Source organism: Fulvivirga marina (assembly GCF_016775155.1).
Classification (GTDB): domain Bacteria; phylum Bacteroidota; class Bacteroidia; order Cytophagales; family Cyclobacteriaceae; genus Fulvivirga; species Fulvivirga marina.
This window is the reverse complement of the sequence record NZ_JAEUGD010000066.1, coordinates 289,555-307,647: the sequence shown is the minus strand read 5'-3', so window position 1 is coordinate 307,647 and position 18,093 is coordinate 289,555. Positions and strand designations below refer to the sequence as shown.

The window sequence follows — 18,093 nt, the reverse complement described above, 5'->3', positions numbered from 1 at the left end:
CTTAAAACCAAACAAAAATGAAAAATCATACCAGAAGAAGCTTCATAAAGTACAGTACATTGGCAGGTGTTGGCCTGATGTTTTTGCCTTCATGTCTTGGGCAGACAATGCCGTCCACGGGCATTCAGCTTTACACCTTGCGTGATCAGATGAGTGAAGATCCAAGTGGAACACTGGCCAGAGTTGCGTCTATTGGTTATAAGGAAGTAGAGTCTGCAGGGTATGGAGAACGACAGTACTATGGTTTGTCGGCTAAAGAGTTTAGAAAGCTTTTGGATGAGCATGGTTTAAAAGCCGTTAGCGGACATTATCTTAGTGGTAAGCAGGCTCCTGAAAAACAAGGTTCATTGATCAATGGCTGGGAGCAGGCAGTCGAAGATGCCGTAGAAGTAGGGCAAAAGTATATGGTATGTGCATACCTGTTTGATTTTGAAAGAGAAACCCTGGATGCGTATAAAGAAACCGCAGAGTTGCTTAATAAGTGTGGAGAGGTGTGTAAAAGCAATGGGATTCAGCTGTGTTATCATAATCATGCTTTTGAATTCGAAACACTTCAAGGGCAGGTGCCTTACAATATTTTACTTTCAGAAACGGATAAGGATCTCTTGAAAATGGAGCTTGATCTGTACTGGACTAGAAAGGCAGGTATTGATCCGGTACAATTATTTATTGAAAATGAAGACCGTTTTCCACTATGGCATGTGAAGGATATGGATAAGACTGGTGAATTTGCTGCAGTAGGTACAGGGGAGATCGACTTCAGTCAAATATTTGCTAATAAAGATAAAGCAGGGCTTGGTCACTTTTTTGTGGAGCAGGATAAGATAATAGGAGATCCTTTTGAAAATATAAAGACAAGCTATGGTAACCTGCAGAAGATAATAGCATAAAAAGGAGTTGGAAAATGATAGCGACTAGTATCCCTGGTCTTGATACTCCTGGCATTTTCAGTATTATAATATAATGCTCCGTAACAATGGCTCTGTATGGCCATTTATGGTTATGTTACACTTATTCATATTTACTCTGTGAGAGAAAAAACTTAGATAGCTCAGTGAGCTGATAAAGAAGTGTTTGCTAAACTATAACAAAAAGAGCTCCCGGCATGGATACCGACATCAAATTTACTTATGTAAATACCATTGGAATCTCTCCAACAGCGGTTTAGTAAATTAAAAATTATCAATATAAGGAACAACAGGGTCTGGCCAGTTGTCTTTAATCGCTTTATAAACCCTACGGACCCAAACGTCATCCTGAGCTGCGGTTTTTCCAACATAGCCATTTCCGCGTGCATTAGTTTCCAGGCAAAATTTTATTCCATCCAGGTTGCGGTTGCCGGTAACTCTGGAAAGAAGCAGTATCCCGTCTTCGGTCACTCTGAATTGTGTGTTTACAGTGTCATCCTCCGATGCTACGAGCGTCTTTATGTTTTCAATGGTAAAATCCTCAGGATCATTAAGATTGATTTGCATGGTGTAAATCTAATTCGAGCTAAGTAAAATATGCAAATCTTGAGAATGAATTTGCTGACCTGAAAGAATAAGTTGTAGGAAACGAGTAAAATAGATCATGTGTCCCGAGTACCACAACTCTTATTGGAGAAAAAGAAAGGAAAGGCTTTTCAAATAACAATAGGATATTTTAATGGTTCTTGTTGATCAGTAATCATGGATAATTATTTAAGGTTTCATAATTTAGGCAATCGGTTACATTATTGAGATTGGACTGGTATATAATCACTTACGAATTCCCCTAGCGTTGGTTGAGCAACAGTTCTTTGATCAGTTCCTAATTTTACAATGAGTTTAATATATAAAATAGCTTCAATAAGGGAGTACCTGGTAAATGTTGGCGTAGATGAAAGCTTACCACCACAAGAGGTCAGGAAAGTTAGACTCGTCAATGGGATATTATTGACTGGGGAGCTACTCTTTATGTTGATCATTGTTAAAAGTCTGATCATGCAAGTACCGGAAGAGTGGCCGATTCAATTGGCTGGAGCTTTGGTTTTTCCCATGCCTATACTGTTCAATAAGTGGAAGAAATACAATTTAGCCAGACTTTTTTGCCTTTTGATCCCTTTTTTATACCTCAGCTTGCTGACTTTGTACTGGGGTAGTGAGAGAGGCTCTCAACTGATCATATTTGCTTGCTCCGGACTTGCGGTACTGTTTTTTGATAAGAGAGTATATGTTTATCTGCTCATCGCTCTTGGTGGTCTGTGCATTATAGCAGTGGAGATGTACAACTTTGATCATGAGCCAATTTATAGAACAGAGCAATTAAAGGTTGCTTATGTGATCAATATTATGATTACGATCATTCTCCTTGCCGTGATCTCCTCTATTTTCAGAAGGGAAAATGAAAAATATCAAAAGAGCATCCAAAGAAAAAATAGTCAGATCACGAACCAACATTCCCAGTTGCTACAATTGCATAATGATTTGAAGGAATCTGTACGATTAATCAATGAGCAAACCAAGTATGCTCGAACAATACAACAGGCTATACTTCCATTAAAAGAGGAGATGGAGGATATTATGCCAGACCATTTCCTTTTCTTCAAACCAAGGGACATGGTAAGTGGAGATTTTTACTTCGTCACAAAAATAAGAGAAAGGATATTTATTGCTGTGGTGGACTGTACCGGTCATGGTGTTCCGGGTGCGTTTATGAGTATGATAGGTTATAACCTGTTACTGGAGGCCATAGAACTCAATTTTATTTTTGAACCGGCAAAAATCCTCGATTACTTACAGCAACGCATCGTATATGCCTTAAAGCAGCAACAAACAGATAACAATGATGGTATGGATATTTCTATATGCGTTATTGATAGAGAGCAGCAGGTGCTCTCGTATGCAGGTGCTAAGCATCCATTACTATTGATAGAAAATGGAGAGATGAGAAAAATTGAGGCAGACAGGGTTTCAATAGGGGGTATTCTCGGGCGACCTGACCTTAGGTTTCGAAACCATAAATTCGACCTTTCTACAATTACAGGTTTCTATATGTTTACTGATGGGTATAGAGACCAGTATGGAGGTGAAGAATTTAAAAGATTTATGAGTAAACGCTTTCGGAAGCTCCTGCTTAACAATTGTAATAAAAGAACATATGAGCAAAAGGCGATAGTTGAGCAAACTTTCACCGAATGGCGTGGTAAAAATGAACAAACCGATGATGTTTTGATCATAGGAGTGAAGCTATGACCAAAACATAATGCGGCACTCATTAGCTAATCAATCATAGCTACTACCCTGGCAGGAGCGGCAGATGCACCTTTGATCTTCAAAGGAAAGACTGCTACTTTGAAACCCTGGGGAGGCAGTGCTTTAAGGTTGGTTAGTTGCTCCATATGACAGTACTCCTTGTGTTGTCCTACAAGATGCCCTTCCCAAAATAGCTTGGCGTTATTTTCTTCTTTGGCTTTTTTTGCCATATACTTGAGAGGCAGATCCCATCCCCACTGGTCAATACCCATTACCTTTACCCCTTTGTTAATTAGCCACTCAGTAGCTTCAGCACTCATTCCTGTACCTCGTTCAGGAAATTCTTTGGTGCCCATATACTGATCTCTGTCGGTACGAATAAGGGCAATGGTTCCCTGATTGATTTTAAGGTTATCCTTCTCCACCTGTTTGCGAACATCCTCAGCAGTGATAGGGTCATAATCTGCCTTATGAGTCATATTAATCACTACTCCAGGGCCATAACACCAGTCTAAAGGAACTTCATCAATGGTTTTTGCTCGTTCACCATTGCAGGTTGGACTGTAATGCCAGGGCGCATCAATATGTGTAGATGAGTGCACACCCATACTTTTTATGGTATCGTCTGCCCAGCCGGTGAATTTATCAGGAAATAACTTTTTAGGAAGGCCTATGAACAAACGTATTAACCAATGAGCCTTGCCGTGAGGTTTATGCTTGATTTTAATTCGCATGAACCATGGATCATTGGGGTTGTATTCAATTGTTTTGGATAGGTCAATTATTTGCATTTTGGTTTGAAGTTGGTTGCCGAAAATATTTGTGATATTACAAATATTTTCGGCAACCTTAACAAGCTATTCCCATAGTCTTTTGATAAACAGATTATAACTCGCTTACAAGAGGTTCAAGTTTTTCAATGGTAACATGCTCCATAATCACTACTTTAAACCATTTAGGGTTCTTGTGGTTGTCTGGAACCAAACCGTATTTTTTTGCAATCCCAGCCTTAATGTCGCTGCTTTTAATGGTTACAATATTAGATCCTCGTTGACGGTAATGAGTAATGTTCTTTTCATTAAGTCTATTGCACAGCCAGTCTGCTCGATTGAGTAATACCAGGATTTTTTCCTTCCAGCCGTAAGGTCCGTAAGTCATCAATATCATCCACACGGCAATGGCATTGGCACCACTACGGCTTCCTATCAATGTGAAGTCTTCACCTTCTACGTAGCTGGCCTCTTTGGTGTTGGCATATGAGATAAGCCCCTTTCTACATAGAAAAATACCCGTTCCGTACGGAGCTTGCAGCATCTTATGAGCATCCAGTGTTATGGAATCAACCTTTGGGTTGGAAAAATTGAGTAGGTGAATGTCTGTTGAAAAAGGAAAGAAAAACCCACCATATGCGCCGTCTATATGTAGCTTATATTTACACCCCAGTTCATCAAGTGATGATGTATATAACTCTACATCATCAACGGACCCAAACATGGTTGTCATCATGTTAGCGATAACAATAAAATATTTATAACCTTTTTCCTGTTGAGCTTTAATAGTCTGCAGAACGGCTTGCTTACTCAAAGTACGGTTGTTTTCGTCTACCGTAGTGTAAGCAATGTTTATATTGAGTACATTGGCAGCTTTACTGGTTGAGTAATGGCTATCTTCAGAACAGAGAATGCTAATCTCTTCCTGTTTAGCTCCTAATTCTCTCTTAAAATAATTTCTATATATCCAGATGGCCTGCATATTAGCCTCTGTTCCTCCTGAAGCTACGTATCCGTCAAAATCATCGGAAGTACCTTTGAGTATTTCTTCTGAACATATCCTGATCAGCTCTTTTTCTATTTCCTGAGTGCCTTTAAAAAAGCTTTCAGATTTGCCTAATGTATGGCAACCAATATGATTAGGGTTATGTATAAGCGTTGACAGGTAAGGGGCATTATCCAAAAAAGGAGCATCCAGATAGAAGACCTTATTGTCAAGGTGAGAAGCTGGTATGCCTAGTATATTGGCATCATAGTAGTTTATATTTTGTTTGAGAGCACCAAATACCCTCGCCTGAATTTCACCATGGGTAAGTTTTTTCCAGATTCGCATTTCTTAAAATTTGTGTTGTAATAATTTTTAGGCAAGCTTTCATGATACGATAACGGAGTTGTAGAACCTCGTGCGGAACAGCTGCATAGTAATGCGGCCGCTGCTAATATAGGAAAGTTTGAAATAAAAAAAATAGCTATTGGGTGATAGCTGAGATAATGATTAGGAGGATGTCTCTATTCTCGTTTTTCTCTGAAAGACCTTAGTAGCTTTAATGTCTGGGCAGATACTTTGTTTCTGAGAAAAGGAGTGAAGCCCAGAAAAAAACCAACAGGGCCCAGTGCCATGCCGCTCCATTTCCAGAAGTTGAAGCTATCTTTATGCTCTATGATCTGTCCATCTTTAAACCTGAAGCATGCTTTAACCTTGTTGTTCACTTTTCTTCCGGTTTTGGAAAAAGTATATGTAGCATTCCATCGCACGGTTCCCTCATCATTATTGGCAGCAGCATCAAAATATTCGATATGAAGATCTTCGGCTCGGGAGAGCAACATCCTCCACATATCCCCAGCTTCATCACCATTTAATTTCCTGAAAACAGGGTCTTCAAATTGAACATCGGGATGGTAACATGCCGCCATTGTCTCCGCGTCCCCCATCTTGAAGGCATCATAAAACTTCCGAATTATTTCGGTATTACTATTACTATTCATAACACTTAATATTTTTACGCACTAAAATGGTCATTTAAATTTGTTGTTAAAAAAAATATTCTACTTTTGTACAAAGATTGTTCTTTTAAAGTATTCTTATCAAGAAAGGCTGAGGGAAATGGCCCGGCGAAGCCTTAGCAACCGTTCCTGATTATTGGGAAAAAGGTGCTAAATCCATCTTCACATAATGTGAGGGCAGATAAGTTGGTAAAGCTATCGAAACACAAAAATATAGAAGCTCTTCCGATTTGTCGGAAGAGCTTTTTTTGTTTATAACGTTTTCTAATTAATGAACATCAACGGAAAGAATATACCTTACTTGAGATTAAGCGGGTTAGAACCTTTAATAGTAACGCCAGATGCCAATTTTATTAACATAGGGGAGAGGACCAATGTGACAGGTTCCAGGAAGTTTCTTAGACTGATACAGGAAGATAAGTATGAAGAAGCTCTGGAGGTAGCGCGTGACCAGGTTGAAGGTGGTGCTCAGGTTCTGGATGTTAATATGGATGAGGGAATGCTTGATGGTGAAGAGGCTATGACAAAATTTCTTAACCTTATAGCTTCGGAGCCTGAAATATCCAAGATACCGATTATGATTGACTCCTCGAAATGGCACATTATCGAGGCAGGACTTAAATGTATTCAGGGTAAAGGCATTGTTAACTCCATCAGCTTGAAAGGGGGAGAAGACGAATTTGTCAGACAGGCTAAAAAAATAAAGCAGTATGGAGCTGCCGTAGTTGTAATGGCTTTCGATGAGGACGGTCAGGCTGATAATTATCAGCGCAGAATTGATATCTGTAAGCGTTCATACGACATCCTTGTTAATAAGGTAAATTTCCCTCCTCAGGATATCATTTTTGATCCTAATATATTTCCAGTTGCTACAGGTATGGAAGAACACAGGAAAAATGCGCTGGACTTTTTTAATGCGACTCAATGGATCAGAGAGAACTTGCCGGGCGTACATGTAAGCGGAGGAGTTAGTAATGTTTCCTTTTCTTTCAGAGGTAATAATGCAGTGCGAGAAGCAATGCATTCGGCATTTCTTTATCACGCTATTAAAAAGGGGATGGACATGGGTATTGTGAACCCTACTATGCTTGAAGTATATGATGAAATTCCGAAAGACTTGTTGGAGCATGTGGAAGACGTATTGCTTGATAGACGAGATGACGCTACCGAGAGATTACTGGAATTTGCTGAAAAGGTTAAGGGTGGGGCTAAAAAGAAGCAACGCGATAATGCCTGGAGAAAGGGTTCGGTTGAGGAAAGGATATCCCACGCCCTGGTAAAGGGAATTATCGAGTTTATAGATACTGATACGGAAGAAGCCAGGGTAAAGTATGGTCAGCCCCTGCACGTGATAGAAGGGCCATTGATGGACGGTATGAATATCGTGGGAGATCTGTTTGGTTCAGGTAAAATGTTTCTCCCTCAGGTGGTGAAAAGCGCTCGTGTCATGAAAAAGGCCGTGGCTTACTTGGAACCTTTTATGGAGGAAGAAAAACGAAAAAATAAGTCTACAGAATCGGCGTCGAAGATACTACTGGCAACGGTCAAGGGAGATGTGCATGACATTGGAAAGAACATAGTAGGAGTGGTATTAGCGTGTAACAACTATCAGATTGTTGACTTGGGAGTCATGGTTCCTGCTGAGAAGATTCTGGAAACAGCTGTTAAGGAAAATGTTGCAGCCATAGGTCTAAGTGGATTGATCACTCCTTCACTAGATGAAATGGTACATGTGGCTAAAGAAATGGAAAAGCAGAATTTAAAGTTTCCATTACTTATTGGTGGGGCTACTACATCGAGGGTTCATACAGCCGTGAAAATAGATGAAAACTATAGCGGTGCCGTGGTACATGTTTTAGATGCTTCCCGAAGTGTGCCTGTAGTTGGTGAATTGATCAGCAATAATACGCGAGAAGCCTTTCATCAAAAGATCAAACAAGAGTATAAGGAGGTGAGAGAAGGTCATGCCACCCGAAAAGCCGATAAATCGTATGTGAGTTTATCTGAGGCTCGTCAAAATCAGGTGGCTTTGGACTGGTCTACTTACAGGCCCGTTAAGCCTAAAGTATTGGGCAACAAAGTGTTTAATGATTACCCACTTGAGGAGATTAGAAAATATATAGACTGGACCCCATTTTTCCAGACATGGATGCTGAAGGGGAAGTTTCCTAAGATATTTGATGACAAAGTGATCGGTAAGGAGGCTAAAAAACTATATGATGATGCGAACAGGATGCTGGATGAAATAATAGAAGGCAGTTTGTTGCATGCCAATGGAGTAATTGGACTTTATGAAGCCAAGAGGGTTGGAGATGATGTGAAAGTTTTTGATCATGGTGAACATTTGGAAACGTTTCACTTTCTGAGGCAACAGGGCAAAAAGGGTAAGGGGATCTCTAACCTATGCCTTGCGGATTTTGTTGCTCCTGAAGAAACCGGTATTACGGATTATATTGGTGGCTTTGCTGTGACGACAGGTATTGGGATTGAGCCACTTATTGAAAAATATAAAAAGGCACATGACGATTATAATGAGATCATGGTTAAGGCTATCGCTGATAGACTTGCAGAAGCTTTTGCGGAGCTTATGCATGCAAAGATCAGAACAGATTTTTGGGGGTATGATCCAAGTGAAAGCTTTTCAAATGAAGAGCTTATAAAAGAAAAATATGCCGGTATCAGACCAGCACCCGGATACCCTGCATGTCCTGACCATACAGAAAAACCATTGCTTTTTAACCTACTTGAAGTAGAAAAAAATACTGCAATATCTCTCACTGATTCATATGCCATGTATCCTGCAGCTGCGGTGAGTGGTTTCTATTTTTCTCACCCTGAATCGAAATACTTTGGTCTGGGTAAGGTTGAAAAGGATCAGATAGAGGATTACGCACAAAGGAAGGGCATGTCTGTCGAGCAAATTGAAAAATGGCTGGGGCCAAGCCTTGCCTATTAATATGTTTTAAAAATATGTTTTCCGTATTTACGGAAATCCAAGAGCAAAATATGAAGATAACAGAACATCTTTCAAAGTCGAAAAAAACACTTTTTTCATTCGAAATACTGCCTCCGTTAAAAGGGGAGAATATTGATAACCTTTATAATCATATTGATCCCCTTATGGAGTTTAACCCGCCTTTTATAGACGTTACTTATCATAGAGAGGAGTTTGTTTATAAGAAAAGAGAAAACGGCCTGCTGGAGAAAAAATCTATTAGGAAGCGTCCGGGAACAGTAGGAATGTGTGCAGCTATTAAGAATAAGTACAATGTAGATACCGTACCTCATATTATATGTGGAGGTTTTAACAAGGAAGAAACGGAAAATGCACTCATAGACCTGAATTTTTTGGGGATAGATAATGTGCTGCTACTTCAGGGTGATGCTATAAAGTCAGAGTCAGTATTTATAGCTGAACCAGGAGGTCATAAGTATGCGTCTGAACTGCTTGAACAAGTAGTAAATATGAATAAAGGGAAGTATCTTGATGAAGACCTTTTGAATGCTAACCCCACTGATTTTTGTATAGGAGTAGCTGGATACCCTGAAAAGCATTTTGCAGCTCCTAATCTGAAGACAGACATGAAATACCTTAAGATGAAGGTAGATATGGGTGCTGACTACATAGTTACTCAAATGTTTTTTGACAATAAAAAGTACTTTGACTTTGTAGCTAAATGTAGAGAAATGGGTATTAATGTGCCTATAATTCCAGGCTTAAAGCCACTTACAACTAAAAGGCAACTTAATGTTTTGCCTAGAATTTTTTATATTGACTTACCTGAGGAGTTGGCCGACGCAGTAGATAAATGTAAAGATGATAAACAAGTGCGTCAGGTGGGTATTGAGTGGACTATTAAGCAATCAAAAGAACTTGTGAAATTTGGTGTCCCTGTATTGCATTATTATTCTATGGGAAAATCAAATTCAGTATTAAATATAGCGAAGGAATTGTTCTAAAAGGGGAGACACCGTCAGGTGTTTCATTTATAACCGGGTGTGCGTAAGTGCATCCGGTTTCTTTTTTGCATAGAACTTATTCCTGTCATTTTGTCTGTCTTTGTTATTTTCTTCCGTCATTTTGTCTGTTTAAGCTTCCGTATAGACCATGGTATGATGGTTGTTGTTATAACACCAAACGAAAGGAGATTTTATGAAGTACGATAAAGATAAGAAATGGGTGAGAAGGGTGCTACATACAGCTGATATTGTAAATACGCTCAATGGAGGCATCAGCGAACCTCAGGTGGAGTTGGAGAAAAAATCCGATCACTATTTGCTAAAGGCCCGTATTCCAGGGGTAGATATTGAAAAAATTAAGGTGGAGATTGTTGAGAAGAATTTAATGGTTTATCATAACCTTGAGTTTAAAGGGCGCAATAACTCTGTCATCATGGTACCTCATGTCGCGGCGACCTGTCCACTATCACCAGAAATTGATTTTAGGAATATTTCAGCTTCATTTGAAGAAAAAATATTAAGTGTTTTCCTGCCCTTTAATGAGTTAAGGACTGGCTTTCATAAAAATATAGAAATAAAGAAATGGTAGTTTTTGGAAGGCTCCGACTGGTCAATCACTTGTCGGAGCCTTCCAGAATCAGTTCACCAGCTCTGAAAGCTCATCTTCTGTTAACTTGAATAGGCAGATACGGGTAAATCTGTCTGCGACTGAAGTAGCTCCGGCAACCACAAGGCCGTTGTCTTCGGTTATATTGAATCCGGCGATTTCAAAGGGATTGGCAAAACCCAAATGTTTTGTACCCAATAATTCCCCGGAACTTGTGCTATATGCCATTAAAATAATTTTACCTGCTTTAGTGTGACTTCCAAAGATTGATACATTCTTACCATCAATAGTCATTTTCTTGACCATTATTGGGGCATCAGGAACCAATTCAGGAAATGAGTTGCCGGCAAGGTCAAAAGAGGAGGATGTACCTGTAACATTAAGGTCTACTTTTGGAAGAATATAATTATCTCCATAATTGAACCTGGCAATGGCAAAGCTATTTCCAGCTATATGTGAAATGGCACTAATTCCCCCGTTGTCATGCTGGCCCTGCGTTACCCCGTTGGGGTCTTCACTAGAAAAGTTAGTGAAAACCAACGACATCGTGTAATTGTAGAAACCGTTAAAATAATAAAGACCATTGTCCATTTTTCCGGCAGAGAAGGGGAGTTGTCGGCCTGTTCTTGTGAAATGTTCCATGATGGGTGCTTCTACCTCATCTCCGGCTCCAATACTAAAATCTACCTGATTTATAACCTGTCCCAAAGTACTTACCAAGGATAGTGCTGATCTTTTTTCTCCATTATTATAGCTATGCAGTATAATACTATTTTCATCTGCAGCAGCATATAACGGGTAATATACATTGCCACCAATGGCAGCAGTGTCTGTAAGTTGACCAGCACTGTTTAATGTAAATAAGTGTGCCCTGAGACTGGTAGCTTCCATTGCCACAAAGTAGAATTTGTCTTCTAGTTCTATAAGACTATTAACAGGGTGAACGAACTGTGAAGAAAGGTTTTGTTCGGAAACGAATTGCCCATTTTCATCAGCTTTTAGCAAGTATACTCCGGAGAAATCAGAATCGTTTAACCGGGTGGCTCCTAAAATAAGATAGCCACCATCTCCGGTCTGTTTTACATCAATGGGAATAAATGAGGCCTGAAATTGATCATTATCATAGATCCTGAAAAATGAAGCATCCGGTGCAATTTCATTGTCAGCAGTATCACAGGCTGATAGCAGGCCCAACATGATTAACAGGAGGGCTATATATTCATTAAATTTACTTTTCATGGTTGGTGAATGTTAATTTGCATCAAACTGTTTGTTGATAAACCTCAATGGGAATAAAAAGCCAATACTGAATGATATATTGCGCATTTCAACATCATCAAGAGCATCTCCAATACCAGCTAATTCGTTTTTCGAGTACCTGTTTTTGGCATTTGTGATATTATTCATGCCATAACGATAAGTAGCATCCAGTACGATTCGCATATTCCAGAAGTCATAACTGGCACCTACGCCTCCGGCTACACCAAAAGAACTTTTAATAAATAAGTCTTTGGCTCCAATAACTAAATTTTCGGTATTGAAGGGGCCTGCATTTCCTGATGCATAATCGGTTCCTGTTATTTCTACTGCCTTATTGGCATTTGCCAGTGTGGCGTAGTAACCACCAATTTGGATAAATGGTCTTAGATTCCCTCTTGTAAGGTCATATTTAATGAAGAAAGGGATCTCGATGTAATCGAGTTGGTGGTCCTGATCGTATTTTAAGTCCAGGCGATTGTCGGGATTTTCGACATCTTCCCAAGTGAACTCATTATAGTAGGAGAACCGTTGTCTTCTATAGTTAGGTTGTAGGCTAAAGGAAAAACCTCTGTGGTAGAAAGTAATTTCAATACCAGCATGCCCCCCTGGCAACTCATAGCCGCTATAGGTTTTCTCATTCAACTCCTTGTCATAATTGATTGGACTAAAGCCAGAAAATCGTCTTATCGGATTAGCCTCAGTAAGGTTTGCTCCCGCTCTAAAACCCAGCCACCATTGGGTTTGCAAAAAGCGATCATCCTTTTTTGGTCTTGAAGTGCTGTATGCGGGATACATTTTATCCCTCTTTCTCTTGTTTTGAGCCTCTGTAGCATGATGCCCTAGGAGTAGCACTGCGCTCAAAAGAAGAATGGTTAGGTTTTTCATTGATTCTTTACTCTCTTATAATCAGTTTTTTAGTGTCCTTTAATATACCCGATTCTATTTGGTAGAAATAAACTCCGGGCTTGATTCCGGCAAGATTAGCTTTAAATGAATGCTCCCCTGGACCTTTTCTTTCTTGCATCAGCCATTTCACCAGTTGGCCTTTTTGGTCAATTAGTTTAATGTTTACCTGGTTTTCAGCATTGATGTAGAAAGAAATATTTGTTACCCCTGATGCTGGGTTAGGATAGGCATTGTTAAGCCTGAACCGATCTTTAAAGAAACCCTCAGTACCTGTTACCTCATCTGAAATTAATTGCAATGGTTCATAGTTTCCTGAGCCATCTTCTTTAGGACCATCAATAAAGTTACCAAAGAATATATCATTATTGACAACATCCTCATCTACCTTCATCCAGTCTTTTAGGATGGTAGCATAAACTTGCCTGTAGTCATGTTGCATGTCAATATTCCCATTGGCGGTTGACAAGTCATGGTTCGTGCCTAATACGCCAGGCTTAGCATATTTACCAAAAATAAACATTGGGCCACCTTTACCATGGTCGGTACCAAAGCTACCATTAGAGTCTATCCTTCGTCCGAATTCTGAAGTTGTCATTGATAATACGCGGTCCTCAATACCCCTCGAACGAAGATCAGCTTGAAAAGCATTCATGGCAGAAGATATATGATACATTAAAGCAGCGTGTAAACCCATTGTTGGGTCATAGCTTTCAACCTGGCCTGCATGGGTATCAAAACCTCCAATTCTTACTAGGTAAACTTTTGTTTTTGCACCCCCTGCAATTAGCCTAGCCACTACTTGTAGTTGTGGGGTTAATCGGTTCGTAAGGCTACCAGAAGGGGCATTGAAAGGATATATTTCAGGGTAGGTGACTGAGGTTTCACTGGCGTTGTTCCAAACTTCCAGGAGCCTGGCTGCGTAATCTTCAGACTTATCCTCTAAACCAAGTATCCAGTTTAGCTCTTTACCATAAGGAGAGTTGTCTAAACCAACAGGTGGTTTGCCTCGTGGGTCAATAAGCTTATCATCAAAACCTTCAAGGCTTTCTACCAAATCGGCGAACCCCTGAGGGCCTCCCGGGATAGAAATAGAAGTGGGAATGTTGCCATGCTGATGAAACATTAGAGAAACATCACTTCCAACTTCTATAGCCAAGGGGTCAGGCATTTCCGCATTGGGAAAATCATTAGGGTAAACTTTGGGTAAATAATTGTTCTGAAGAAATCTACCTACCCAACCTGATGAATAATAATCATCAAATCCACCTCCCATGTGCCATATATCGCGCCCCCTGAAATGAGAGCCATTGTTGTTAGGATATGAGACACCTTGAACTATGGCCATCCGACCTCGGTCATATAGGTCTTTAGCCCCAATCATATCGGGGTGAAGGCCTACTTGATCGGCTGACGGTAGGGTAGAGTCTAGAGGAATGTATCTTCTTACACTGTTTTTAGCTGGAATTGCAATGTTAGCTCTCCTGCTATAATACAGGTCATATTGCTCTATCGGAATGACAGCATTTAAGCCGTCATTTCCTCCATGAAGCTGAATAATGACCATAACACGATCGCTGTTACTTTGGTCTGCCAACCTGAGGAAATGACTTGACTCACCCATGACACGGATAGGTATATTATTCAATGCCAGCGAAGCACCCGCTAACATGGGTAGCTGTTTAAGGAATTTTCTTCTTTTCATGGTTTAAAATAGTTGGTATTCAGGAGACTGCATCATTGCGTTAAAAAGCCTTCTTAAGTATTCCCCGGCTTCCAGGTATTTAGAAGGATCGGCATACAAACTACCCCAGTCCGAATTGGCCTGATTAACAGCTGCTGTATCCTGGTAATCATCGAACTGGATAAATACCTGTAAAAAGTACCTGATGCGTTCCTTGGTTAGGTCGCCACCGTCTACTTCATAATCAAGATTTTCAGCAAACGGGAAAATATAGGGGGCAAGTGTTGTAATAAATTGCTTTGCGTCCGTAGCCTGGGCATTGAAGTTTAGTTTTACATATTCCAATAAGTCAAAGGCCGGCAAACCCTCATTTTGGTTCATCAACTGACGTATGTAATCATAACGTTGAGTGAGATAATTTGTGGATATCCAGTTTCTGTTATAAACAGGGTATTGGTGGTAAGCCACATAGCCTGCTACCTCATAAGGTTCATAAAATGTCATTCCCTGGCGGTTCATCAAATCCATTAGGCTATTGGCCATCATGTAGAAATTCTCAAGATCGCTTTGGTATGACGGGAGCTTAATCTCCAGGAATTTTAAGGTGCCTAGAATAAGGTCAAGGGGCGATTTAATGATACCGCCAAATTTATCGTCGTCTACTCCAGCCACATTATCATAGAAATGTTCGCTTTGGAAGAGTTCTTCCAATACAGGTTGGATTTTAAAGTTATTGGCAGTGAAAGTGGTCGCCATTTGGGCGATGACATCATCATCGAGATTTTCATCTATATCATAGTAAACGAAAAAACGATACAGTTTACGGCAAATTTGACGTGCTGTTTCCTCCCTTGAATAGATCATATCTATCAGCTGGCTGATTTCATCAATTGCACTGTCTTCAGTTGGTCCCCCTTGTAAAAGTGTTGGGTCAGGGCTCACTTTGCCGCCATTATACCCGTTAAAGTAATCACTGAATTGCTTTACTCCCCCTGCATGTTGGGTTGCAATAATATTTCCTTTGATTCGCCCTCTGGGAATACCCGTATATTGATCAATGGTTTCATAAGTTTCGTCACGATCAAATCCGGAGAGTACTTTTGCAGCAGATTGGACATCTTGTTCCGTAAATGTGAAATAGTCTCCAGGCCCTGGAGGGGTCATACCGTTTACACGAGCTTCAAGCCCTCTACCAATAGTGTAAAGTTCGAACATTTCCCGGGCATAGTTTTCATTCACACTTCCCTTAACGTTCTGGCGTCCATCAAGAAATATGAGCATAGCGTTGTCTATGCATACTTTCTTGGTGAGTTCTTTAAAGTTTCTCGGTGCAATTTCATTTTGAGAGCTTCCAGTGTCCTCATCAACTATTACAACATTTTCATCATCCTTATCAAAAGCAAATAGCCTAAATAAGGCATTTTGAAAGTACAATGCGCGGCTGTCATCAACTTTTTCCTCCATGGTTGTAAAATGAGTATGTAGGAATAAGGTGATTTTTTCTCTCAGAGCATAAGCTAGCTCTTGGTTGGCAGCAATGTCGGTGCTCATCATCTGACCAATGAACCAGGCCTTGAAGTAGTTCCTTAATTCATCGTCACCGCTATTTACGCCTTCTACCACTCCACTTTCAACCCATTCCTGCCCAGTGGCAGGATCAAGAGGTAGTGTGGGATCAGGTAGATTGGTAGCAAAAAGTTGAGCTACGGCTTGCGCTGCGGTTAGGTTGGCAAAATCATCGATTTGCTGCTTTGATGCTCCAAAGGTGGCTCTGCGCAATAAATGAGCGGCTCGTTTCACCCCCAGTGAACCAGTTAAAGCTGTTAATGGCATGTTAATTAATGTTTTAGCAAGTTTTGGATAGTCAATCTAAAAATTAAAACTATAATTTTTTTTATTGTGAAGGATAAATAAACAATTTGATCGTTCAATGGTATGTTTTTGTCTTTTATAGGCCTAACTAATACATTTGCATACCTACTTAAAAACAGATATGAAAATAATAGAGTGCCCCAGAGATGCTATGCAAGGTATCAAAGAATTTATACCTACTGAATTAAAGGTTGAATATATAAATAAACTTTTGAAAGTTGGGTTTGATACCATCGATTTCGGAAGTTTTGTTTCTCCAAAAGCTATTCCTCAAATGAAGGATACGGCTGAGGTACTGGCTGGGCTTGATTTGAGAGACAGCAAGTCCAAATTGCTAGCCATTGTAGCTAATACCAGAGGGGCTCATGATGCGGCTCAATATGATGCTATTACTTATCTGGGTTTCCCTTTCTCCATATCTGAAACTTTCCAGAAAAGAAATACAAATAAGTCGATTGCGGAGGCACTCAATACCCTCAACGAAATACAAGAGATCTGTATAAAACATAATAAGCGGCTGGTATCATACATTTCTATGGGGTTTGGTAATCCATATGGCGATCCATACGATGTTGAAATAGTGGGTAAGTTCACGGATATATTGTCTTCCATGGGAATAGGTATAGTTTCTTTAGCAGATACGATCGGTGTCTCAAATCGGGAAAACATTACTTATTTGTATAAAAACCTTATTAAGGGGTACCCTAATATTGAATTCGGAGCGCATTTACATTCCAACCCTAATACTGCCCAGGAAAAGATAGATGCTGCTTATATGGCTGGATGTCGCCGTTTTGATGGGGCTATCAATGGGTATGGTGGATGTCCCATGGCTAAAGATGATTTAGTAGGAAATATTGCCACGGAGAAAATTGTGTCCTATTTAGAGACAAAAAATCCCGATTTAGGACTAAATCAAAAACTCTTCTTAGAGGCGGTGGGTGCTGCACCTGCTATTTTTACCCAGTTTCATTGATTTAAATTTATTTTAAGTTTTTAGCATTCTTTTTGTTAGGAATTTGTTACCCTGAAAAACCAATTAAAATTGAAAATGAAAAAATATATTATTGTGGCCGTTGGTCTGATTCTTTCAATTACCTCGTACGGACAAACAGCTGCAGAATTTACGGACAAAGGAAAGAAGCTTTATGAACAGCGTGAATATATGCAGGCTGTAATCAATTACAATAAAGCTATTGAAATTGATCCTAACTATGCTCAGGCTTACTATATGCGAGGAAAAATAAAAGAAGCATTTGAAGATATCCATGGAGCAATGAAAGACTTCAATACGGCTATCGAAAAGAATAATAAATACGCAGAAGCTTATTTTGCCAGAGGTAATATCAAATACAGATTGCAAGACTATTACGGAGCGATTGAGGATTACTCTTCTACTATTGAGATGGATGCGAATAATCTGGACGCCTATTACAGACGAGGGCAGGCAAAGCAACAACTGGAAGCCTATCAGGACGCTATAAATGACTGTTCTAAAATATTGGAACTCAACCCAAAGAATGTGGACGCCTATTATCTGCGTGGAGTACTCAGGTTGGAGTTTGGTCAGTTGCAGAAAGGATGTCTTGACCTAAGTAAGGCAGGAGAACTGGGTGATTTAAAAGCATATGATATTATAAGGGAACAATGTAATCAGCGGATGTATTCTACTGATAATGATAATAAAGATAACTAATCGGGGTTTTTCATGGTAAAAGGACTCTGCTTCGGCGGAGTCTTTTTTGTATACCGAGTCTGGTGTTTCGCATTGTAATAAATGGAAAGTTAAGAATAAGGCACTTGAGTTAGGAGTTTGAA

The 18,093-nt window shown here is 39.8% G+C and carries 15 protein-coding genes and 1 riboswitch; of the genes, 7 read left to right on the top strand and 8 right to left on the bottom strand.

Features of this window, described 5'->3' with window-relative positions:
- Positions 1–17: 17 nt before the first annotated feature.
- Complete coding sequence (locus tag JMN32_RS22280) at positions 18–890, top strand: sugar phosphate isomerase/epimerase family protein (protein ID WP_202858593.1); 873 nt, start codon at positions 18–20, stop codon at positions 888–890.
- 282 nt (positions 891–1,172) lie between these two features.
- Here JMN32_RS22280 and JMN32_RS22275 read toward each other — a convergent pair whose 3' ends face one another.
- Positions 1,173–1,475 carry a hypothetical protein gene (locus JMN32_RS22275; protein WP_202858592.1) on the bottom strand — a complete coding sequence of 101 codons (303 nt, stop codon included), beginning with the start codon at positions 1,473–1,475 and terminating at the stop codon, positions 1,173–1,175.
- 327 nt (positions 1,476–1,802) lie between these two features.
- Here JMN32_RS22275 and JMN32_RS22270 point away from each other — a divergent pair, with 327 nt between their 5' ends.
- Positions 1,803–3,215, top strand: coding sequence for a PP2C family protein-serine/threonine phosphatase (locus JMN32_RS22270; RefSeq protein ID WP_202858591.1), 1,413 nt, complete (start codon positions 1,803–1,805; stop codon positions 3,213–3,215).
- Between the two features lie 26 nt (positions 3,216–3,241).
- Here the strand turns inward: JMN32_RS22270 and JMN32_RS22265 are convergent, their stop codons facing one another.
- From JMN32_RS22265 to JMN32_RS22255, 3 genes are all read right to left on the bottom strand, one after another.
- Positions 3,242–4,006, bottom strand: coding sequence for a cyclase family protein (locus JMN32_RS22265; RefSeq protein WP_238354587.1), 765 nt, complete (start codon positions 4,004–4,006; stop codon positions 3,242–3,244).
- 94 nt (positions 4,007–4,100) lie between these two features.
- On the bottom strand, positions 4,101–5,318 hold the full coding sequence (locus JMN32_RS22260) for a pyridoxal phosphate-dependent decarboxylase family protein (protein ID WP_202858590.1): 1,218 nt from the start codon (positions 5,316–5,318) through the stop codon (positions 4,101–4,103).
- Between the two features lie 176 nt (positions 5,319–5,494).
- Positions 5,495–5,971 (bottom strand): nuclear transport factor 2 family protein, encoded by a 477-nt coding sequence (locus tag JMN32_RS22255; RefSeq protein ID WP_202858589.1) that lies wholly within the window; start codon positions 5,969–5,971, stop codon positions 5,495–5,497.
- 93 nt (positions 5,972–6,064) lie between these two features.
- Positions 6,065–6,177: riboswitch (SAM riboswitch) on the top strand.
- 83 nt (positions 6,178–6,260) lie between these two features.
- On the opposite strand from JMN32_RS22255, the gene metH reads away from it, so the two are divergent.
- From metH to JMN32_RS22240, 3 genes are all read left to right on the top strand, one after another.
- Complete coding sequence (gene metH, locus JMN32_RS22250; protein ID WP_202858588.1) at positions 6,261–8,945, top strand: methionine synthase; 2,685 nt, start codon at positions 6,261–6,263, stop codon at positions 8,943–8,945.
- Positions 8,946–8,995: 50 nt separating this feature from the next.
- On the top strand, positions 8,996–9,949 hold the full coding sequence (gene metF / locus JMN32_RS22245) for a methylenetetrahydrofolate reductase [NAD(P)H] (RefSeq protein WP_202858587.1): 954 nt from the start codon (positions 8,996–8,998) through the stop codon (positions 9,947–9,949).
- A gap of 193 nt (positions 9,950–10,142) precedes the next feature.
- Entirely contained in the window at positions 10,143–10,538 is a 396-nt protein-coding gene (locus JMN32_RS22240) for an Hsp20/alpha crystallin family protein (protein WP_202858586.1), read from the top strand.
- 48 nt (positions 10,539–10,586) lie between these two features.
- Here the strand turns inward: JMN32_RS22240 and JMN32_RS22235 are convergent, their stop codons facing one another.
- The 4 genes from JMN32_RS22235 to JMN32_RS22220 are packed head-to-tail and all read right to left on the bottom strand — an operon-like array spanning position 10,587 to position 16,236.
- Positions 10,587–11,795, bottom strand: coding sequence for a hypothetical protein (locus tag JMN32_RS22235; protein ID WP_202858585.1), 1,209 nt, complete (start codon positions 11,793–11,795; stop codon positions 10,587–10,589).
- Between the two features lie 12 nt (positions 11,796–11,807).
- Positions 11,808–12,701 carry a porin family protein gene (locus JMN32_RS22230; protein ID WP_202858584.1) on the bottom strand — a complete coding sequence of 298 codons (894 nt, stop codon included), beginning with the start codon at positions 12,699–12,701 and terminating at the stop codon, positions 11,808–11,810.
- A 7-nt stretch (positions 12,702–12,708) separates the two neighbouring features.
- Positions 12,709–14,424 carry a DUF1501 domain-containing protein gene (locus tag JMN32_RS22225; RefSeq protein WP_202858583.1) on the bottom strand — a complete coding sequence of 572 codons (1,716 nt, stop codon included), beginning with the start codon at positions 14,422–14,424 and terminating at the stop codon, positions 12,709–12,711.
- 3 nt (positions 14,425–14,427) lie between these two features.
- The gene (locus JMN32_RS22220; RefSeq protein ID WP_202858582.1) at positions 14,428–16,236 is read right to left on the bottom strand and encodes a DUF1800 domain-containing protein; all 1,809 of its coding nucleotides are present in this window, start codon (positions 16,234–16,236) and stop codon (positions 14,428–14,430) included.
- 160 nt (positions 16,237–16,396) lie between these two features.
- Between JMN32_RS22220 and JMN32_RS22215 the strand changes: the two genes are divergently transcribed.
- The gene (locus JMN32_RS22215) at positions 16,397–17,251 is read left to right on the top strand and encodes a hydroxymethylglutaryl-CoA lyase (RefSeq protein WP_202858581.1); all 855 of its coding nucleotides are present in this window, start codon (positions 16,397–16,399) and stop codon (positions 17,249–17,251) included.
- Positions 17,252–17,326: 75 nt separating this feature from the next.
- Positions 17,327–17,971 carry a tetratricopeptide repeat protein gene (locus JMN32_RS22210; RefSeq protein WP_202858580.1) on the top strand — a complete coding sequence of 215 codons (645 nt, stop codon included), beginning with the start codon at positions 17,327–17,329 and terminating at the stop codon, positions 17,969–17,971.
- Positions 17,972–18,093 lie beyond the last annotated feature (122 nt).